Origin of the sequence: Rossellomorea vietnamensis, assembly GCF_001305855.1 — a bacterium.
Taxonomy (GTDB): domain Bacteria; phylum Bacillota; class Bacilli; order Bacillales; family Bacillaceae_B; genus Rossellomorea; species Rossellomorea vietnamensis_A.
The window spans coordinates 66118-84416 of the sequence record NZ_LIXZ01000004.1; the positions used below are offsets into that span (position 1 = coordinate 66118).

At 43.8% G+C, this 18299-nt stretch carries 26 protein-coding genes; 21 read left to right on the forward strand and 5 right to left on the reverse strand.

Going from position 1 to position 18299, the window contains the following annotated elements; genetic code table 11:
* Positions 1–13: 13 nt before the first annotated feature.
* From AM506_RS06580 to AM506_RS06590, 3 genes are all read left to right on the forward strand, one after another.
* Complete coding sequence (locus AM506_RS06580) at positions 14–430, forward strand: universal stress protein (protein WP_060671854.1); 417 nt, start codon at positions 14–16, stop codon at positions 428–430.
* Between the two features lie 83 nt (positions 431–513).
* A complete protein-coding gene (locus AM506_RS06585) occupies positions 514–1791 on the forward strand; it encodes an MFS transporter (protein WP_060671697.1) in 1278 nt (425 codons plus the stop codon).
* A 6-nt stretch (positions 1792–1797) separates the two neighbouring features.
* A complete protein-coding gene (locus tag AM506_RS06590) occupies positions 1798–1992 on the forward strand; it encodes a helix-turn-helix domain-containing protein (RefSeq protein ID WP_060671698.1) in 195 nt (64 codons plus the stop codon).
* A 17-nt stretch (positions 1993–2009) separates the two neighbouring features.
* Here AM506_RS06590 and AM506_RS06595 read toward each other — a convergent pair whose 3' ends face one another.
* Positions 2010–2192, reverse strand: a complete 183-nt coding sequence (locus AM506_RS06595) for a helix-turn-helix domain-containing protein (protein ID WP_060671699.1) — start codon at positions 2190–2192, stop codon at positions 2010–2012.
* Between the two features lie 279 nt (positions 2193–2471).
* Here AM506_RS06595 and AM506_RS06600 point away from each other — a divergent pair, with 279 nt between their 5' ends.
* From AM506_RS06600 to AM506_RS06610, 3 genes are read left to right on the forward strand one after another with little or no spacing between them, the layout of a single operon-like run.
* The gene (locus AM506_RS06600) at positions 2472–3011 is read left to right on the forward strand and encodes a GNAT family N-acetyltransferase (RefSeq protein WP_060671700.1); all 540 of its coding nucleotides are present in this window, start codon (positions 2472–2474) and stop codon (positions 3009–3011) included.
* 16 nt (positions 3012–3027) lie between these two features.
* Complete coding sequence (locus tag AM506_RS06605; protein WP_060671701.1) at positions 3028–3399, forward strand: iron chaperone; 372 nt, start codon at positions 3028–3030, stop codon at positions 3397–3399.
* A gap of 16 nt (positions 3400–3415) precedes the next feature.
* On the forward strand, positions 3416–4012 hold the full coding sequence (locus tag AM506_RS06610) for a YdeI/OmpD-associated family protein (protein WP_060671702.1): 597 nt from the start codon (positions 3416–3418) through the stop codon (positions 4010–4012).
* Positions 4013–4034: 22 nt separating this feature from the next.
* On the opposite strand, the gene AM506_RS06615 is transcribed toward AM506_RS06610, so the two are convergent.
* Positions 4035–5387, reverse strand: a complete 1353-nt coding sequence (locus AM506_RS06615; protein WP_060671703.1) for a polysaccharide deacetylase family protein — start codon at positions 5385–5387, stop codon at positions 4035–4037.
* Between the two features lie 261 nt (positions 5388–5648).
* Between AM506_RS06615 and AM506_RS06620 the strand changes: the two genes are divergently transcribed.
* Positions 5649–6353, forward strand: a complete 705-nt coding sequence (locus tag AM506_RS06620) for a zinc dependent phospholipase C family protein (RefSeq protein WP_060671704.1) — start codon at positions 5649–5651, stop codon at positions 6351–6353.
* A 254-nt stretch (positions 6354–6607) separates the two neighbouring features.
* Positions 6608–6970 carry a DUF4181 domain-containing protein gene (locus AM506_RS06625; RefSeq protein WP_060671705.1) on the forward strand — a complete coding sequence of 121 codons (363 nt, stop codon included), beginning with the start codon at positions 6608–6610 and terminating at the stop codon, positions 6968–6970.
* Positions 6971–7015: 45 nt separating this feature from the next.
* On the opposite strand, the gene AM506_RS06630 is transcribed toward AM506_RS06625, so the two are convergent.
* Entirely contained in the window at positions 7016–8434 is a 1419-nt protein-coding gene (locus tag AM506_RS06630) for a DHA2 family efflux MFS transporter permease subunit (protein WP_060671855.1), read from the reverse strand.
* A 255-nt stretch (positions 8435–8689) separates the two neighbouring features.
* Between AM506_RS06630 and AM506_RS06635 the strand changes: the two genes are divergently transcribed.
* From AM506_RS06635 to AM506_RS23290, 6 genes are all read left to right on the forward strand, one after another.
* Positions 8690–9292, forward strand: coding sequence for a TetR/AcrR family transcriptional regulator (locus AM506_RS06635; RefSeq protein WP_060671706.1), 603 nt, complete (start codon positions 8690–8692; stop codon positions 9290–9292).
* 15 nt (positions 9293–9307) lie between these two features.
* Positions 9308–9490, forward strand: a complete 183-nt coding sequence (locus tag AM506_RS06640; protein WP_060671707.1) for an SE1832 family protein — start codon at positions 9308–9310, stop codon at positions 9488–9490.
* Between the two features lie 93 nt (positions 9491–9583).
* The gene (locus AM506_RS06645; protein WP_060671708.1) at positions 9584–9769 is read left to right on the forward strand and encodes a hypothetical protein; all 186 of its coding nucleotides are present in this window, start codon (positions 9584–9586) and stop codon (positions 9767–9769) included.
* A gap of 120 nt (positions 9770–9889) precedes the next feature.
* Positions 9890–10087 (forward strand): hypothetical protein, encoded by a 198-nt coding sequence (locus tag AM506_RS06650; protein ID WP_060671709.1) that lies wholly within the window; start codon positions 9890–9892, stop codon positions 10085–10087.
* A 268-nt stretch (positions 10088–10355) separates the two neighbouring features.
* A complete protein-coding gene (locus AM506_RS06655) occupies positions 10356–10580 on the forward strand; it encodes a hypothetical protein (protein ID WP_060671710.1) in 225 nt (74 codons plus the stop codon).
* Between the two features lie 105 nt (positions 10581–10685).
* Complete coding sequence (locus AM506_RS23290; RefSeq protein ID WP_152968547.1) at positions 10686–10856, forward strand: DUF3953 domain-containing protein; 171 nt, start codon at positions 10686–10688, stop codon at positions 10854–10856.
* Positions 10857–10866: 10 nt separating this feature from the next.
* On the opposite strand, the gene AM506_RS06665 is transcribed toward AM506_RS23290, so the two are convergent.
* On the reverse strand, positions 10867–11118 hold the full coding sequence (locus AM506_RS06665) for a hypothetical protein (RefSeq protein WP_060671712.1): 252 nt from the start codon (positions 11116–11118) through the stop codon (positions 10867–10869).
* Positions 11119–11246: 128 nt separating this feature from the next.
* On the opposite strand from AM506_RS06665, the gene AM506_RS06670 reads away from it, so the two are divergent.
* The gene (locus AM506_RS06670) at positions 11247–11933 is read left to right on the forward strand and encodes a hypothetical protein (protein WP_060671713.1); all 687 of its coding nucleotides are present in this window, start codon (positions 11247–11249) and stop codon (positions 11931–11933) included.
* Positions 11934–11966: 33 nt separating this feature from the next.
* On the opposite strand, the gene AM506_RS06675 is transcribed toward AM506_RS06670, so the two are convergent.
* Positions 11967–12386 (reverse strand): VOC family protein, encoded by a 420-nt coding sequence (locus tag AM506_RS06675; RefSeq protein WP_060671714.1) that lies wholly within the window; start codon positions 12384–12386, stop codon positions 11967–11969.
* Between the two features lie 83 nt (positions 12387–12469).
* Here AM506_RS06675 and AM506_RS06680 point away from each other — a divergent pair, with 83 nt between their 5' ends.
* The 6 genes from AM506_RS06680 to AM506_RS06705 all read left to right on the forward strand — a co-directional run bounded on the left by AM506_RS06680 (position 12470) and on the right by AM506_RS06705 (position 18294).
* Entirely contained in the window at positions 12470–12721 is a 252-nt protein-coding gene (locus AM506_RS06680) for an RNA polymerase sigma factor (RefSeq protein ID WP_082386266.1), read from the forward strand.
* Positions 12722–12857: 136 nt separating this feature from the next.
* On the forward strand, positions 12858–14852 hold the full coding sequence (locus AM506_RS06685) for a PhoX family protein (protein ID WP_082386262.1): 1995 nt from the start codon (positions 12858–12860) through the stop codon (positions 14850–14852).
* Between the two features lie 144 nt (positions 14853–14996).
* Positions 14997–15485, forward strand: coding sequence for a hypothetical protein (locus tag AM506_RS06690; RefSeq protein ID WP_060671716.1), 489 nt, complete (start codon positions 14997–14999; stop codon positions 15483–15485).
* A gap of 143 nt (positions 15486–15628) precedes the next feature.
* Positions 15629–16249, forward strand: coding sequence for a kinase (locus AM506_RS06695; RefSeq protein ID WP_235576056.1), 621 nt, complete (start codon positions 15629–15631; stop codon positions 16247–16249).
* 87 nt (positions 16250–16336) lie between these two features.
* Positions 16337–17590, forward strand: coding sequence for an ATP-binding protein (locus tag AM506_RS06700; RefSeq protein WP_060671717.1), 1254 nt, complete (start codon positions 16337–16339; stop codon positions 17588–17590).
* 281 nt (positions 17591–17871) lie between these two features.
* Positions 17872–18294, forward strand: a complete 423-nt coding sequence (locus AM506_RS06705; RefSeq protein ID WP_060671718.1) for a DUF4181 domain-containing protein — start codon at positions 17872–17874, stop codon at positions 18292–18294.
* Positions 18295–18299: the final 5 nt, after the last annotated feature.

Here is an 18299-nt window from a genome sequence, read left to right on the forward strand (position 1 = left end):
AGTAGTGAATCTTATGTACAAACGAATTCTGTTAGCCGCTGATGGTTCGGAACATTCGAAGCGCTCAGCTCAGCACGCCATTGAGTTGGCATTGAAGTTTGATAGTGTGGTAGATTTAGTATATGTAGTGGATGGGGACACTTCAAAGTACGACGTTCTCCATCATGGGAATACGATTGAAAGGGAGGAAGCCCGGAAGAAGAGGGTGCATCCCCTTGATGAAATGCTGGAGGAATCCGGTGTAAGCCACAACATTCACATGTTACACGGTGAACCTGGACCGATGATCATCGACTATTCGGAAGAACTTCAATCTGACCTCATTGTCATCGGGAGCCGAGGACTGAATTCCCTTCAAACGATGATATTGGGAAGTGTCAGCCATAAAGTCGTCAAACATGCCAAATGTCCGGTCATCGTCATTAAGTAATCTTACGGTTGATCCCTTTCTGCGGATCAACCTTTTTGTTTCATATCATAGTTGAAAGTGAAGGATAAGGAGGGGAAGGAGAAATGGTACATAACAGTCAAACGGTACCTTTCCAATCAAAGATGTATTATGGATGGTATATCGTCGGAATTGCTGCTTTAGGTGTTTTCTTTTCGGGACCTGGGCAAACCTATTCTGTCTCTGTATTTATCGATGCTTATATCCGGGAGTTTGGTTGGGGTCGGTCAGAAGTCTCTTCCATCTATTCGGCAGCCACTCTGGTTGCGGGTCTTTGCATGTTTTTTGTTGGACGGTTCATCGACCGATTCGGACAAAGGAGAATGATGGTGACAGTCTCCGTATTATTGGGGCTGGCCTGTTTATGGAACAGCATGGTAAGCAGTCTTGTAATGTTGTTTATCGGTTTTTTCTTATTGCGTATCTTGGGTCAGGGATCGATGACCCTGATGCCCAACACCCTGGTCCCTCAATGGTTTATATCCAAGAGGGGGAAGGCGTTAAGCTATATGGCGATCGGAGGGTTTGCAAGTTCTGCCCTGTTTCCCGTCGTCAACGCATGGCTGCTGGCTGAATTCGGTTGGAGATTTTCCTGGTTGTTCTGGGGAAGCATCTTGATCATCCTTATTGCCCCACTCATGTATTATTTTGTCCGGAATCGTCCTGAAGATGTTGGGCTATTGCCGGATGGACACTCGAAGCGGTTTTCAACAACCGATAAAGAGACAGAATTGGTACACGAAGAGAATTGGAGTTTGCAGGAGGCCATGAAGACCCGCTCATTTTGGCTGATCTTATTTTGCGTAAGCATCCCGGCCATCATCAATACGGGAATCACCTTCCACTTGATCTCCATCTTCAAATGGAATCACCTCTCGGGTGGAATGGCGGCCGGTGTGTTAAGCTTAATGGCCCTCATTGGCTTCCCCATCACGCTAGTGGCAGGAAGGGTCCTCGACCGGGTCAAAGTGAACTATGTGCTGGCGGGGATCTTCCTGGGAGAAATCATTTTTACGTTATTTCTGTTAACCACACATTCCACCCTCACAGCCATAATCTTTGGGGTTCTATGGGGAATCAGCGGCGGCTTCGAGAGAATCGCCCTTAACTACGTATGGGCAAGTTATTACGGCAGAGCGTCCCTCGGCAGCATAAAAGGGACAGCGACAACGGTCATGGTCATCGGGTCTGCCTTCGGTCCACTGCCGTTCGGATACGCGTTTGATTACTTTGGCGGATATTCTCAGATACTCATCCTGTCCACGGTCATGCCATTACTTGGGTTCATCTGTGCCATCATTGCGAAAAAGCCCGATAAACAGAATCTTCTACTGAAAGGATAAAAGCCATTGGATAAAGAGACCGTCATGTTCATCCGGAAAGAAAACGGTTTGACTCAACGTGCTTTCGCAGAGGTCATCAGATGCAGTTATTCACTCATTGCCCTAGTCGAATGCGGAAAACGCAGAGTGACAAGCAATCTTGAACATAAGATCAGAACCGCTTTCCCGGATGGTCAAAAAAGAACGAAAAAAAGGTCGTGAACATTTCACGACCTTTTTTATAGGCGTTCCCCATTCTTCAAACGCTCGATATATTCACTCAGGTCCTCTTTCTTTACCCGCCAGTGACGCCCGATTTTAAAACCCGGCAGTTTTCCTTCTTGTACTAATTTATATGTTGTCATTTCACTTAGCTGCAAGTATTCCGCAACCTGTGCAACGGTCATAATCTCTCTCGTCATTAAGGTGCCTCCTAATCCTACTTTACTACTTATGATAACACAAACCGCGACATTCGGAAAAAGAGAACCATGGGTAACGGAAGATAATTTTTTTAGAAGAGGGACGGACCTTAACAGAAAAATCAGTCATACCGGAAGAGCCGAGGATAAAAGTGTTGAGTGGTTTGCATGGTTTTGAAATAATTAGGGTGGGATTGAGTATTTAAAGGAAAACCAATAACCAACAGAGAAATACCTACATAAGAGATTACACAAGCTGATGACAAGGGAATGATAGTGATGAATCTGAAATACGAAGTGATTCCTGAAGAACAAGCCGAGTTATGCCGGGGTTTGTGCAATGAACTGATGCTTTTCCAAAAGTCGAAGGCATTCATTGCGCCGGAACGGTTTGACACGATGAATTTTGACACACGGATGCTGCCATCGATTCGAAGTGCCGTACATAATTATCTTGTGATCGTGAAAGATCCCGAAAATAATGAAGTGATCGCCTATGTGTATACCAACATATCACCGAAGGAGGCGTATTCGAATGGTTTTGCCACGTTTTTCGACCTATCCTCTGTACAAAAAGAAAACGTTGGCTGCTTATCGCAATTTTATATTAAAGAAGGGTATCGACAACTCGGTATCGGATCGAAGCTTTTCAACATGTCGATGGAGTGGTTGAAATCGTTCGAAGACATCGAGGACTATTTTGTCTTTACTTCGAATGGAAACCTTGAGGCACTGGAATTTTACAGAAGAAAAGGGTTCTCGGTTTCTCATGACATTTTGGACGGATTTATCACAGTTTTACGAAGCAAAAGGAAGTAGTGAAGGAGGAAAACAAATGGAAGTCTTTTCAACCTATTTAGCCGGGATGGATCATCCCGATCACCGCACCCGGATGGAGGAAATCCTGACGTGGGTGCAGGAAACATTCCCGCAACTGGAACCAGCCATCAAGTGGAATACCCCGATGTTTACGGATCACGGGACCTTTATCCTTGGGATCTCGACTGCGAAGCATCATGTGAGTGTTGCACCGGAGGAGGTCACGATGGTCCATTTTGCCGACCGTATTAAAGAAGCAGGATACAGTGCGACGAAAGGATTGTATCGCATCCCTTGGAAAGATTCCGTCGATTACAGATTGCTTGAAGATATGATCATCTATAATATTCAGGAAAAAGCTGAATTCACAGGCTTTTGGCGAAAATAGAAGAAGGGAGCGTTACATGTTGATTAAGCCGAATCGCAAGGTTGATGGATTTATTAAAAAAGCGAAACAGTGGAAGGAAGAATATGAGCGCCTGAGAAGTATGCTCATTTCTTTTGAAGAACTGGAAGAGGACATCAAGTGGATGCATCCCTGTTACACATTAGAAGGAAAAAACATCGTGTTGATGCATGGATTTAAAGACTACTGTGCCCTTCTGTTTCACAAAGGGGCGTTACTCAAGGATCCTCAAGGGATTCTGATCCAACAGACGGAGAATGTGCAGGCAGCCCGGCAGATCCGGTTCACCAGTGCAGAAGAGATCATTGAAATGAAGCCGATCCTGGAAGCATATATACAGGAAGCGATCGAAGTTGAAAAAGCGGGTCTGAAAGTGGAACTGAAAAAGACGGAAGAATATCCTGTCCCAGACGAACTGCAGCAGAAATTCGGGGAAATGCCTGAATTGAAAACGGCTTTTGAAAAACTGACGCCTGGCCGTCAGAGGGCATATATTCTTTATATTTCAAAAGCGAAGCAAGCAAAAACCCGGGAGTCGAGGGTTGAAAAATATGTGCAGCATATTTTAGACGGTAAGGGAATGAATGATGAATAAGGAAAAGGGATGAGCTCTAACCTCATCCCTTTTTCATATTCCCGTAAAAAGGGCTCGCGGTTTCCGCTGCCAGCTTCGACTGCAGTTGAGAAACGGTGAGAAAACGATAGCCCTCTTTTTCCAGAGTCGTAAGCAAGGTCGGTAACGCGTCGGCTGTCGTGGAGTGAACATCATGGAGGAGGATGATGGCACCGGGAGCGATTTCCTTCTGCACGACGCGGTTAATGGCTGCCGCATTTTTGTTTTCCCAATCAAGTGAATCGACGGACCAGAGGACGAGAGAAGTCCCATTATCATTGGCGATCGTTTCTACGTCAGAATTGATCGCACCATAAGGCGGGCGCAGAATGACGGGGACCTCTTTCGTCGCGCTTATGATTTTCTGACGGGAAACCATGACTTCCTGAACCATTTGCTCTCGCCCGATCTTCGTTAAATCTTTATGATGATCCGTATGATTGCCGATTTCATGTCCGGCTTCTGCCACGCTCTTCGCAACGGCCGGGTAATTCTCCGCTTGACTGCCTAACATGAAGAAGGTCGCCTGGACGTCATGTTCTTTCAGTACATTTAAAATCCGTGGTGTCACGTGAGGATCGGGACCGTCATCAAAAGTGAGGGCTACATATTTCTCTCCCAATCCGGTCGACGCCACTGCCACTCCAAGGTCGTCGGCTATCTTATCATCAAGGTAGGGAAGAATGGCATGGATGGGGATTTCCACCCGGGTGGGACCGGCTTCCTCGATATCATTGAAATACAAGGTGAGTGCTTTCCCGTTTAGAGTCCAATTCCACGATGCCGGATCCTTTAAAGCTTCCTGCAGTTTCGCATTGGGACGCGCTTGAAGGCGGGTCCGGATCGTTTGGAGCATCTCATCATTCGTCGTCATGATGTCCGGCAGCTTGACGAATTTCTTTTCTGACATATCAAGGGTAAAGGTCTTCACATGCTCTTTCCCCCGTACATCATTGACCAGCTGATACGAGTGAAAGATGATGCTATATGTATTCTGTGTTGATTTCCTGCTATCGGCCTGGATGATGAGGTGGCCCCGGTACCCTTCTCCAAGCACTTTCTTGTTCTCCTTGACCCTTTTTAGGAAGTCTTCCTTTTCTTTCTCGATCCAGCCATTGAGTGGTTTATTGATATGAGAATCCTCCATAACCGGAGTTTTGATCGTCATCGTGTACGTATTTGTATTCACCGTTTCCGTCTTGAAGTCAATAACCTGTGGAGATGTCCCTTCCGATTCAGGGTCGAACCGGATCGCATCGACGAGTTGGGCCATCCCATAAACGAAAGAAAATACTATTATAATCAGCACAACCCACCCAGGCCAGCGTATCCGCCTGAACGGTATCTTTTTCAGCATATGTCATCCTCTTTTCTGGTAAAAAGGTCATTGAATCAAAATTAACAATTCCAATTATTTCAAATTATTCATGACAATTCAATGCTTATTTCTGCTTTTTAAGAATAAATGTAAAAGAGTGGTTTTTGTGAAACTTACTGGCCATCATAATCGTCTATTGTAGAAGGAGAGTGGTTTCAAGGGGGGATTGAATGAAAAAATGGTGGATCCTATGGGTGTTCGCGATACACGGAAAATAAGCAGCAAAGGGAACTGAACATATTGGCAACGTGGATGGTACATTTCAGAATTGCAGAGAATCTATTGAATAGGGGTTTGCAGACAGCGGAGAAAGAGTTTCTCGTCGGGAATATCGGACCGGATTGCGGGCTGCCTGATCCAGAAACAGGCATCTTTTATCCGGACAAAATCGCAACCCACTTTAAGGATGAAGGGGGCATAAATCCTGATTTGTTTTTGAAAAAGTACATACAGAAGGAAGACGATTTCACTGATCCCCGCTCCTCTTTTTATTTAGGTTATTATCTTCATCTCTTGACCGATGTGGAGTGGAGCAGGATGCACCGTGAAAAGAAGAAGGAACCGAGTTATCAAGCCATACTCGGCACGCCCGAATACACGAGAAAAGTAAAAGGGGACTGGTACGGTTCGGACTTCGTCTATTTACAGGAAAACACGGACACGATTTTTCATCGTGTTTTCCAACATATTGAGAGTTTCCCGGATTACCTGGACATCTTTCCGGAAAATCAGATTACGAGACAGATCAAGCGGATCACGAAGTTTTATTACAGCGATTCCTATGCGATTGCCTTGGAACCGCATTATCGGTTTAACTATTTAACTCCTGATGAAATTTCCCGGTTTGTTGAGGAAACGACGGAGAAGCTTGTGGGAGTCTTGGATTCTACTTTTCAAAGAGAGGATCTTTGGATCATGAATCGAACTAATCTTATGAATACTTGATTCTACTTACACTGGTGGTTGTGGTAGAAATAGATCCTAAATAAGAGGTGAGAAGATGGATTTTCTGATAAAAGTCTTTTTATACATTATCTTCTTGTTAGGAGCACTATATTTTTATTTCGGAGGCACCAAAAAAGCCAAGAAAGCCCACTACACTTTTATTATGGCAATCAGTGTGGTGTTACTAAGCTACTATTATTGGTTCCACATACACTTATAGAAACCAGATTGTAAGAAAGAGAGTGCCTGTACAGATGAACATCATCCTGAATGATATCTATCAATTTATTTTGTATATTGTGGTATTCATATTAATCTTTTATGTGAGCGAAAAAACAGCCAGGAAGAAATGGAATATTGTGAGGAAGCCAGAAGCGGAGGAAGTCGACTCCCTGCATAAATGGGGGAAACGGATTCTGTGGATCTTTTTCTTTGTCACCTGGGTATTTTTCTCTTCATGGCTAAAAAGTCTTCTGATCATTATGGTCATTGGGTTATTTGACGCCTATATGCAGTGGAAATCGGGGGAGAAAGAATACATCATTACCCTTATCGGACTGGTTATATTCATTGTATTTATTACGTTTGGGTATTCGTTCCATATTCTTTCTGAATAACAAGAGGGAGGCATCATCTGTCACAGATGATGCCTCCCTTTCATGCTAGCTCGAACGCGACATGATTGTCTCCTCGGGTGCCTGCTCTATCTTCTTGATGAAGAAGGATAGGACTAAACTGACGGCCCCGATGATCATGATGGCAAAGTAGGTATCGTTGATGCCCCCGATTGATGCTTCCATGATCATATGGGCTTTCGATGAATCTGTGCCTTCCATCATGATGTCCTGGAGATGGTCTTTCGTCCGGCTCGTCATGATCGTGACGAGGAGAGACGTTCCGATGGCACCGGCGACCTGTCTTGCCGTATTGGAAATGGCAGTCCCATGTGAATGGAGACTTGATGGGAGCTGGTTCAGCCCAGCCGTCTGCAGCGGCATCAGGAAGAGGGCCATCCCGACTCGGCGTCCGGCGTACATCAGGATCAAATGCATGTAGCTCGTGGAATCTGATAAATCCGTAAACGTGTACGTCGTGACCAGTATGATGGTGATTCCGATGACCGAAAGCCATTTTGCCCCGAAACGGTCAAACAATCTTCCCACGGCAGGACTCAACAGTCCCATCAGTAAGGCACCTGGAAGCATCAGGAATCCCGCTTCTAAGGCGGTGAAGCCCCGGGCGTTTTGAAGATACAATGGAAGCAGGATCATATCTGCATACATGACCATGGTAATCACGCAATTAATGAGGGTGGTCAACGTGAACATATTGTACCGGAACGCTCTAAGGTCAAGAAATGGTCGTTCCGTGACCAGCTGTCTCCATGAAAAGAGCCCAACGGCCACAACCCCGACAGACAGGGTGAGGAGGACTTCGATACTGCCCCAGCCTTCACTGCCCGCTTCACTGAACCCATAAAGCAAGGCTCCGAATCCAATCGTGGAAAGGATCAAGCTGGTGATATCCATCTTGCTTTCAATTGTTTCCGACACATTCCTGAGAAAAATGAATCCACAGACGATGATGATCAGAATAAACGGAATCAGTCCATAGAATAACGTCTGCCAAGGGAATACATCAAGGACATATCCTGTCAGTGTCGGGCCGATCGCCGGAGCGAAAATGATTGCGAGCCCCACGGTTCCCATGGCGGTCCCCCTCTTTTCCGGAGGATAGAGTTTAAGCACTACATTCATCAGGAGCGGCATGATGATCCCGGTGGACGCAGCCTGAATCAGTCGCCCCGTCAGCAAAACAGGGAAATTGGGTGCGAGGGCCGAGACAATTGTCCCCACCAGAAAGATCAGCATGGCACTCAAGAATAACTGCCTCGTCGTATAACGCTGCATTAAAAAACCGGTGACGGGAATCAGAACACCGTTCACGAGCATATATCCCGTCGTCAGCCATTGCCCTGTGGACGCATCAATGCTAAACACATCCATGATCGTGGGAAGGGCAACGGTCATAGTCGTTTGATTAAATATCGTAAAAAAGGCGCCAAGAATCATAATGGTCATGACGGGGCCTTTTTTTATGGAGCTTGTAACGGTACTCACTATTTTCCACTTCCTTTCGTGTGCTTAATTTACATTGTGTAGTATACTAAACAAAACATAAATTAAATTATAGAAGCTATCCAGGAAGCTTTCAATGAACAGTACGGTTGGTTGTGTTGATTAGTTTACACTCTGAAAGACCTTGTTGTTTAATCACGCAAAACTCAACAGAATCATCAAAATCGTCTATTAGACTCGGGAAAGGGGAGATGGGATATGAGTAACAAGAAGAAACAGACAGATCCGAGGATCCTCCGAACACGCCAGCTGTTGAAAGACGCATTCGTCCAATTGCTGCAGGAGATGGATCTTGAGAAATTAACCGTCAATCGCCTGACCGAAGCGGCTACCATCAATCGGGTGACGTTTTACCTGCATTATCAGGATATTTCGGATATGCTGGATAAGATGGCTGATGAGATGATCCTCGAGATTTCAAGCGTATTGGGAGAACCGGAAACGGACCAGAACCTGGATCATGGAGAAAATATCAGGATGCTGGAGAGATTCCTTGAACATATCTCCATGAATGGGAAGTTTTATAAGACGGTTCTTGCGACGAGAAGAATCCCGATTTTCAAAGAGCGGATCCTGACCTTTTTTACAGACTGGCTCGTGACGAGGATCGAAAGCAGGGGAGAGGCGTCCTTCGTGCAAAAAGCAGGCATTCAGCAGGAAATCTTCATATGGTACGACGCCGCGGCGATCATCGGGACCATTGAATCTTGGCTGCGCAATGATATGCCCTATAGCCCCGCTTTTCTGGCGCGGCAATTTTACTTGATACATACTAGAGGATTCAATCAAAAGAAAAAATGAAAGGAATGAACCAACATGACGAAAGAAGAATTGGAATACAAAGTAAACGAAGTGAAGTTGGACTATATCCGTATCCAGGGTGACCTTGAGAAGCTCGAGTCCTTCGGCAGAAACACGGATATCCAGCAAAGGAAACTAGACGAACTCGAGACTGAGCTTTCAGATCTACGTAAACAACTGGAAGCGGTTGATGTTTGATGAATAATGAGGTGCAAAGCAAAATAGGTATATAGAAAGACAAACGGTACAAGTTTCATCTTGTACTATGCTCTTTGATTGGGGCTGATTTCTATGTATCGAAACCGGGACAGACAGGTCAATATCGTCATTATGGTGCTCTTATGCATCCTGATCTTTCATATCATCCGCATCTTCCTCCATGTAAGAGTCTATTTCGTATACAGCATGGGGATGGGATATCTTTTATTTCTGGGAATGATCATTTTCCTGATACTATTCCTTTTACTTAAAAAATGAAACAACAGGTACTTTTTCTTTGATGGGAAAAGTGCCTCTTTTTTGTTTTGGGAGAGTCACGTGTAGGAAAATTATGTTAAAATAGAGGGGTTACTCGGTACATCTGAATGGAGGTTCACTATGAAAAATAGGAATCGATTGGCGTTACTTGTTACGGTCATCGTATTGGTCGGATTTCCCATTACGTTTTTCTTCGTTTCTTTGTATACGGGGGAATGGCGATACCTGATGTGGAGTCTTCCGCCATCATTTTTAGCGGGATTTACGGGATTGATTTTTACACTTAATACGATTAAAAAAGAGAGAGAAGAGGCGTAACCAGAGATGGATTTACTTATTATTTTTAACGTGTTCAGAAATATTATTTCCACCTTTTTTCTGGATGGCATTTGGGAAGTCGGCTTCTTTTACTTGTTAAATTAGACGTTTAAAAGTGATTGTCTCAAGAAACTGTCCTTGTATGCGATCGGGATGATATCAGGGGTGTTGTTCCTTTATTCTGTTATGTTGAGTATTTAGGACAAAGAAATTGCTTCGGAGGATGAAGATATTTTATCAATAAAATAGAATGCCAGGAGGCGAAAACATGACGAAAGAAAAAGTATATCCAACATTCTGGAGGTTTGCCACCTATTTTACAGGCTTTTGGATTTTGTATGGCTGTTATATCCTGATCCAGGATGTAGTCATCAAAGATCATTTCGATAGTCAGCCGCTCTATCTGATCGGGGGCATGGCCATTATGTTTGCTCGGTCCGTGCAAGAATATAAAAGGGCAAAGAGGCATGAGGAAGAAGTATCGGAAAAGTAAGGGATGATTTTTTGTTCGAGGAAAAGGAGAAGTGAATTCGTGTTAAGGATATTAGGTAATGTTTTCTCTTTGGCGAGTTTTGTCCTAGCCACATATTTACTGGTGATGCAGGAATACAAGTGGATTGAACTCATAATATTGACTTTCAGTCTATCCATTGGAATCATGGGAATAGAAGAAATTCAGAGGGACAATAAGGGGAGGGGATGGTTATTACTCTTAACCGGTTTACTCTGCCTGTACTCTTCGATTCAAGGATTTTTATTTTTCCATTAATAGAATGCTATTATTTATGATCTACCATCAACTTCTGTAGAATAACTGATAAGTAGCGGTCCGATGATTTGGAAATGACAGTGGGGCGATCCCATATATTCCTTACGACCAACAGCATCAACTGTTCCGTCGTGGTCCTGCATCCCGTCACCCGGTAGCCTGTACGAAACATAAATGTTTCATAATCCTGATAAAATTTCTTGAAAGAATGGTGGTCCCTTGATAGTAAACAGGACATCAAATCGAGCTTGGTCATCCTCATCTACAACAACTCCTTTTTAAACTCCCTTGTTTATACCCTTCTTCATCCAATTGATAACTCTTTTACCAGAATTTATTTGAATAAATATGTTTAAACGTGGTATACATACGATAAAAGGTGGTGCAGAAATGTCTTTTAGAACAACTACTGCAGCTCTCCTTATTGGCAGTGCTTTAGTATTAACAGCCTGCAGTGGGGACGGGAATGCATCCGATCAGGACGAAACCAATCAGTCGATGGACGAAAATCAAACGGACACTTCTAAGGATATGAATGAAGAAAACAGTTCAGAGGACAATTCCGGTGAGGGTATGAACGCTGATGATGGTAGCAAGGAGGATGCCGGAGACAAGAGTGGCGAAAGGGATAGTGATACGAGCAGCGAAAATGAGGATATTCAACAGCAGGACTATAACTCTCCTGAAGAAGCGGCAGCTCAGATCGAAGGATATGAGAAGGTCGATCAGACGAACATCGATCTCGGTCACGGAATAAAAGGACTCCAGGAAGGGGCAGCCGGTCACGAGTATCTATACTGGAATGAAGGTCGTTGGCTGATCAAAGTCAACTTCCCGACGGATCCCCAATATAAAATTGATGGATATGACGGGGCAGAGGACATGGCAAAGAAAGTCGTAGACTACTTAGAAAAGAATTATTTACCAGCACCAGACAAGGGAGTGATCACGATCAACGGATTCAAGGAACATCCCGAAACGGTCGTGAAGTGGCAGAAAGGGAAGACTGTCTACACGATCACCTCCAAAGAAAAAGAGCCATTCGTTTCCCTCAAAACGGCTGTCGAATCATCATGAAAAGGTGACCGGGATTCCGGTCACCTTTCTTGTTCAGCGCTTCATTTCCTGAAGCTTTTTCACGTGATCGGAGTGAAATGGGGATCCTTCTACCTCGCTCACCACGCTGAAAGGATTCCCGTCCGGATCAAAGAAATCGAAAAAGCGCATCCCACCGAAGTCATCGATTTCCGTCGTCACCACACCTTTGCCGTTCAATTCCTCATGAATCGCATCGACATCCTGAACAACAAAATTGAAATAGCTATTCTTCTGCTTTCCTTTAATCACAAACTCCGTCGGCTGAGGGGTTTCCACTTCAATCAATCCAAATTGGGTAGAACCATTGGGGAGGTAAAAACCTGCACCTCCGTCCCAAGAACCGATTTTCTTCACGCCTAAATGCTCCTCATACCAGACGGATGATTTCTCAAGATTTGTGACAGGGACAAACACACTTCCAATTTTAAACATAGTATCCTCTCCTTTTAAATGAAATTCCTATGTATAACGAATATAATGAAGAAAAAGTTACAAAAAATGGTGGGGTGTTTCAAATGATCTTTAATGAATTGGAACAAACGATCAACAAACTGTATTGTTATTGCTTGAAACTATCAGGCTCACCCTGGAAGGCAGAAGATCTTGTACAGGAGACGCTGCTGAAAATCTACCGGTTGAAAAAGCAGGATCCCGGTCGGGAGTTCACTTTATCTTTTCTATATAAAGTGGCCAAAAACCTTTTGATTGATGGGAAAAGAAAGAAAAAGGATATTCTGGAGGTAGCAACTCCTCTATTCGACCTATGACCTTATGCGTAAAAATTGATATCGGAACGTAAAGCAATTTTTACATAGGGTTAAACTTATCCCACTTGTATTCATACTGGCTTAAACATTCCGTGTTTTACTAGAGTAGTAGTAAATACATCGGGAGGTTTTAATGATGAAAAAAAGACTATCAATCGGATTATCGATGGCGTTACTGGCATCTTCATCTTTAACAGCAATGGCAAAAGACCATGGAGACCACGGTAAAAAGAAAGATTCACACAAGAAAATTGAAAGTGTTGAATTCTCTTCCATGAAAGCTCCTGACAACATTAAAAATATGGTAAAAACGTATACAACAGCAACGGTTAAAGTGACCTATAAAGATGGGACAGTGAAAGAACTGCCTCTTAACTATGATCAACTCTACCTGTCAAAAGATAAAATCGTCGACAATAAAGGAGAAATGATCCCTGCAGGTACACCAATCGACGTGAACGGTGATCCGATCATCGACAACAGCGTTCCATCGAATCCTTCTTACTTCATTTCAGATGCACCGGATTCAAACAGCCTTCTGACTAAAGGGAACCAATCATTCTTAATTTCCCATTTCGAATACGATTCAAAGAATAATGCAGGTGAGGAGATTTCCGGGCTACCAGCATCCATGACACTGTCTGAACTTGACCAAGATAAGAAAACAGGCAAGCTTTCGGTGAGAGAAGCACATAAAATTGATTTCTCAAGTGTAGACGGACTATGGAACCCATGTAACGGATCCACAACGGATTGGGGTACTCATCTTGGTTCAGAGGAATATGAGCCGGATGCGCGGGAATTTGCCAATAAAGATTCTGATGCCTATAAAGAAGTAACCAACTTTGCAAAGTATTATTTTAACGATGAATCCAAAGCGAATCCTTACAATTATGGATGGATTCCTGAGATCTCCGTATCCCAGGATGGAGAGCCATCTGTCGTCAAACATTACAGCACTGGTCGTTTCTCCCACGAAATGATGCAAGTGCTTCCGGATAACAAGACAGCCATTTTCGGTGACGACGGCGGCAATACGATGATGTTCATGTATGTAGCCGACAAAGCGGAAGATTTCTCAGCAGGAACCCTATATGCTGCTAAGTTCGAACAAACTGGCACAGAAAAAGGCGGATCCGGTGACTTGAACTGGATTAAGCTTGGACACGGTACCGACAAAGAAATCAAAGACATGATCGACGGTGGAGTGACATTCAGTGATATTTTCGAAACATCGGAAGAACCAACTGAAGGGTTTACGGCTGTGAAGACGAACTCCCATGATTCTGTCGAATATCTTAATGTGAAACCAGGGATGGAAAAAGCTGCAGCATTTTTAGAACCACGCCGTTACGGTGCGATCCTTGGTGCGACTTCTGAATTCAACAAAATGGAGGGGCTCGCTGTTAACGCGGAAGACCATAAAGCTTATATGGCCATCTCCTATCAAAATGGCAGCATGGAAAAACAGGATGGAGCCGTTCAGGATGACATCCAACTTCCAAAGATTAAATCGGGTGTCACGTATGAATTGAATCTTCAAGAAGGTCAAACCGATCGTGATGATGAAAAGATTGACAGTGGCTATGTTCCTGCCAGCATGAACGGATTTGTATTAGGAGAGGACCTTGCTTCTCCGGATGCACTAGGAAACACGGCAAACCCGGATTTAGTAGCAAACCCTGATAACCTGAGTTTCTCAGAAGATCTGAATACTCTCTTCATCGGAGAAGACAGCGATATGCACACGAACAATTTCGTGTGGGCATACGATGTACAAACGAAAAAGCTATCCAGAATCCTTTCCGTTCCAGTCGGAGCAGAAGCAACGGGATTAAGGGCAGTGGATTCAATGAAAGATTCACACTATGTCCTAAGCAATTACCAGCATCCAGGCGCAGACCTTGATGAGAAAGAAATCACAGCAGTCGATAAAAACGAATTGGAACAAGCCATGAAAGATACGTTAGGCATCATGGAAACAGGCGGAGTCGGTTATATCTCCGGCATTCCTGGTATGGACTCGAAAGGAGACCATGGTAGGAGCCACCATGGATATAAAAATGATGGTGGTGAACTTGACGATCATGACGATCATAAAGGTCAGAATGATCATGAATCAAAAAAATAAGATCAGGTAAAAAGGGTCTGTCCAACGACACGTTAGGCGTGGAGAAGGACAGCCCTTTTTTAATGGAAAAGACTGCACTGATACATAAAATTCCCTATTTAGGAGAACGTTACAACTATCTAATCGAATATTGGAGGCCGTATAGTGTCTAGTAAGAACTCAACCATCTTATCTACCTGTACATTGGTTCTTCCCTGGTTTACAGCACCATTCCTCGGGAAAAACGCCTTTGTTCGCTTTACCTCTGTCGCCGTATTTACAAATGTCGTATGGAGTATCCTCAGTGTCATAGCCAATAATAAGAGATGGTGGAAAGCAGATCCTTTCTTTTTGAAAAAGACCAAAATCGATCTTCCTTTTGTAGGGGGAATGTTTTTCATCACGACACTCTGGGTATTTAAATGGACCTTTGGTGACTTTAGAAAGTATTTTGCATTAAATGCCCTGATCGATTTTCTGCTGGCTTTCCCGATTGTGAAATTCTATGATAAAGTGGGCGCCTTTAAATTACGGAAGATGAGCAACCTGTTCTTTTACTTGATCATCCTGTCATTGGCCGTCCTCATTTATTTCTATCAATACATCCTGGAAAAAGTGATTCAGTGGCCGGGTAAAAAGGCCGAGGTTAGATGACGTACATATCCATAAAAAGAAAGGAACTCAATTTTCTTTAAGAAAAAAGAATTGAGTTCTTTTTCGTTGTTTGAAATAATTGGAAGGGAGAAAGGGATGATAAAAAAAGCCTGGGACGTATAGCAGAAAGGTGTTGGAATCGAATGATTGATGCGTTTGATGTAATGATGGAGACCTTTCTCACCCAATATCATAAAAGGTGTTCTAAACACCGTCCATTCATTATTGGAATTGATGGACTGGGAGGGTCGGGTAAAACAACCCTCGCGGAAGCGCTAAAAAAAGAAATCAACTATAACACATCCATCCTGCACCTGGACGATTACATTGTGGAAAAGAGCCGCAGGTACGGTACGGGGAACAAAGAATGGCATGAATACTATGCCCTTCAATGGGACATATCGTCCCTCACATCAAGCCTATTTCAAAAGCTCCATCATAACCACGAAATCATATTACCCTTCTATGATTCCTCCACCGACACCATTGTACAAAAAGACTTCCACTACAATCAGGATACCATCATCCTGATTGAAGGTGTCTTCCTGCAACGGAAAGAATGGCGTGATTTCTTTGACTTTATGATCTTCATCGATTGCTCTAAAGAGGTGAGATCCGAAAGAGTACTGGGGCGAGACGTCTATCTTGGTGATTACCGAGCAAGGCTAGATAAGTATAAAAGAAGATACTGGTTGGCTGAAGAGCACTACATCCGTCATGAGAATCCAGCCGGACAGGCGGACTATATTAAAAGAATCCGATAATGTCGTAAATCGTTGAAATATTCTCTATCTTCATCTGTTTTTTGCTAGAATAGAACTATATATAAACAGAAGGCGAATGGTGCCCAGATGAGTATAGTGAAAGATTTCCTGCTGCAGCTCACCCTAATGATCATACCGATATTCAGTTATTTCACCTTTATTCTGGAAAAAATAAAGAAGGACCGGACCATTAAGATGGTCATGACCCTGTTATGGGGAGTGTCCATCCTGTTATGCATGTCTTTTCCTGTGGAATATGCGGGAGGGGCTCGCCTGGATTTGCGATTTATTCCACTCCTTCTTGGTACCTTATATCTTGGGATGTGGCCGGGGTTATTCCTGTCCGTCCTGATTATCTTATATCGCGTGACCTCAGGCATCACCACGGGTCTTTATACGACAACTCTTGTTTTGGTCATAACCCTGCCTGTCATTTTGTACGTTCAACGAATGTTTATCCGGGTGAAAAAGGATCGAAGAGTGATGATGGCAGCAGGGTTATCCTTCCTGTACTGCCTCTGTGGCATGACGGTGTTCAGTCTTTTGAATGGAATTTCACCCGCCGTTTTGAAAGTACAAGGGATCCATCTTCTTTTTACCGTCGCCGTTACCTGTCTCTGTACGGTATTAATTGAAAAGATCCGTGAGACCCAACAGCTGAGGCTTGAGGTACAGGATGCGGAGAAGTTCAGGATGATCAGTGAGCTGACCAGTGTGTTTGCCCATGAAATCCGAAATCCCATGCAGGTGACCCGGGGCTTTCTTCAGCTCCTCGATGAGCCGGAATTGCCTCATCATAAAAAAGAATATATCAAGGTGTCCATTGAAGAACTGGACCGCGCCAATGAAATCATCAACGACTTCCTGGCGTTCGGCAAGCCCTCCATGAATACAGATGGGACCATCAATGTCGGAGAACAGTTAAAGCGTGTCACCACGCTCATTCGAACATTCAGCATAAACCAGCAGGTGGAGTTCAAATCCAATATAGCGGATGACTGCTGGATGAAAGCAAACCCTCAGAAGCTGAACCAGTCACTGATCAATATCCTCAAAAATGCCGTGGAATCCATGCCCGATGGTGGAACCGTATGGATCGCCTGTTATCCAACCGATGACGGACACATCAGAATCACCATCAAAGACCAGGGGATCGGCATGAACCCGAAACAAGTCGACCGCCTCGGCTCTCCCTATTATTCTCTCAAAGAAAAAGGTACCGGGCTCGGGATGATGGTCAGCTACCAAATCATCCGTTCCTTCAAAGGGAGGATTACCGTAGAAAGCGAAGAAGGAGTCGGTACGGAATTTGTCATCGCATTCCCGCGTGTAGAAACGTAAAAAAACGGCCCAGACCTTCATCGGTCAAAGCCGTTTTTTCTGCTGCTTTCACATAAAGAAAATTCGACACCCCTGTACGATTCCATCCAAAACCCACATGATAATGTACAGTCTCGCACGATTATTATCAGTCCCGCATGAAAAATCCAGAACCCGCATGAATTTTTCTAATCCCGCATAATTACCGGGCAAGGAATGTCTTTACCCAAGAAAGGATTGAGTTTATATGAATATTTTGGAATAATTGGTATGTAACTGAACACCTGGGAGGATATCAATAGATGGATCATTTTTTATTAAAGAGTTTCTTATTCTTATCAATCTATGCGCTGCTCATCTTCCTATTTAACGCAGGAATGAGAAAAATACTGAACGTCAAGAGGAAGAAGAGGTTCTCGTATAACCATGTGAATGCTCATCATAAAAAACTGGATTGGATGATTCGATTTACATTTTTGATCCTCATCGTCATTGGAGGTATCTATAATGCTTCCAATCTGGATCAGGAAGGAAGAGTATGGTACTTGGAACCGCATATGCTGATATTCGGTTTTGTCCTGGTGTCGGAAACAGTAAGGGCCTTCTTTGAAAAAAGGCATTCAGCGAATCCTAATGATTATAAGTTCACCCTTTCGCAACTAGCCTTCCTTTCCATCACGTTGCTGTTGTTCTTCACAACCGAATTTTTCGGAATATTCACCTAATGGAG

Bases quoted from the DNA above. Each gene is read 5' to 3' on its own strand.
- AM506_RS06625 (WP_060671705.1), top strand. From the start codon at position 6,608: ATGAACATCATCCTGAATGATATCTATCAATTTATTTTGTATATTGTG.
- AM506_RS23290 (WP_152968547.1), top strand. From the start codon at position 10,686: ATGCAGGAATACAAGTGGATTGAACTCATAATATTGACTTTCAGTCTA.
- AM506_RS06615 (WP_060671703.1), bottom strand. From the start codon at position 5,387: ATGCTGAAAAAGATACCGTTCAGGCGGATACGCTGGCCTGGGTGGGTT.
- AM506_RS06705 (WP_060671718.1), top strand. From the start codon at position 17,872: ATGGATCATTTTTTATTAAAGAGTTTCTTATTCTTATCAATCTATGCG.
- AM506_RS06605 (WP_060671701.1), top strand. From the start codon at position 3,028: ATGGAAGTCTTTTCAACCTATTTAGCCGGGATGGATCATCCCGATCAC.
- AM506_RS06675 (WP_060671714.1), bottom strand. From the start codon at position 12,386: ATGTTTAAAATTGGAAGTGTGTTTGTCCCTGTCACAAATCTTGAGAAA.
- AM506_RS06650 (WP_060671709.1), top strand. From the start codon at position 9,890: ATGAAAAATAGGAATCGATTGGCGTTACTTGTTACGGTCATCGTATTG.
- AM506_RS06610 (WP_060671702.1), top strand. From the start codon at position 3,416: ATGTTGATTAAGCCGAATCGCAAGGTTGATGGATTTATTAAAAAAGCG.
- AM506_RS06595 (WP_060671699.1), bottom strand. From the start codon at position 2,192: ATGACGAGAGAGATTATGACCGTTGCACAGGTTGCGGAATACTTGCAG.
- AM506_RS06580 (WP_060671854.1), top strand. From the start codon at position 14: ATGTACAAACGAATTCTGTTAGCCGCTGATGGTTCGGAACATTCGAAG.
- AM506_RS06600 (WP_060671700.1), top strand. From the start codon at position 2,472: ATGAATCTGAAATACGAAGTGATTCCTGAAGAACAAGCCGAGTTATGC.
- AM506_RS06645 (WP_060671708.1), top strand. From the start codon at position 9,584: ATGTATCGAAACCGGGACAGACAGGTCAATATCGTCATTATGGTGCTC.
- AM506_RS06635 (WP_060671706.1), top strand. From the start codon at position 8,690: ATGAGTAACAAGAAGAAACAGACAGATCCGAGGATCCTCCGAACACGC.
- AM506_RS06655 (WP_060671710.1), top strand. From the start codon at position 10,356: ATGACGAAAGAAAAAGTATATCCAACATTCTGGAGGTTTGCCACCTAT.
- AM506_RS06680 (WP_082386266.1), top strand. From the start codon at position 12,470: ATGATCTTTAATGAATTGGAACAAACGATCAACAAACTGTATTGTTAT.
- AM506_RS06685 (WP_082386262.1), top strand. From the start codon at position 12,858: ATGAAAAAAAGACTATCAATCGGATTATCGATGGCGTTACTGGCATCT.
- AM506_RS06585 (WP_060671697.1), top strand. From the start codon at position 514: ATGGTACATAACAGTCAAACGGTACCTTTCCAATCAAAGATGTATTAT.
- AM506_RS06670 (WP_060671713.1), top strand. From the start codon at position 11,247: ATGTCTTTTAGAACAACTACTGCAGCTCTCCTTATTGGCAGTGCTTTA.
- AM506_RS06630 (WP_060671855.1), bottom strand. From the start codon at position 8,434: ATGACCATTATGATTCTTGGCGCCTTTTTTACGATATTTAATCAAACG.
- AM506_RS06640 (WP_060671707.1), top strand. From the start codon at position 9,308: ATGACGAAAGAAGAATTGGAATACAAAGTAAACGAAGTGAAGTTGGAC.
- AM506_RS06695 (WP_235576056.1), top strand. From the start codon at position 15,629: ATGATTGATGCGTTTGATGTAATGATGGAGACCTTTCTCACCCAATAT.
- AM506_RS06700 (WP_060671717.1), top strand. From the start codon at position 16,337: ATGAGTATAGTGAAAGATTTCCTGCTGCAGCTCACCCTAATGATCATA.
- AM506_RS06665 (WP_060671712.1), bottom strand. From the start codon at position 11,118: ATGAGGATGACCAAGCTCGATTTGATGTCCTGTTTACTATCAAGGGAC.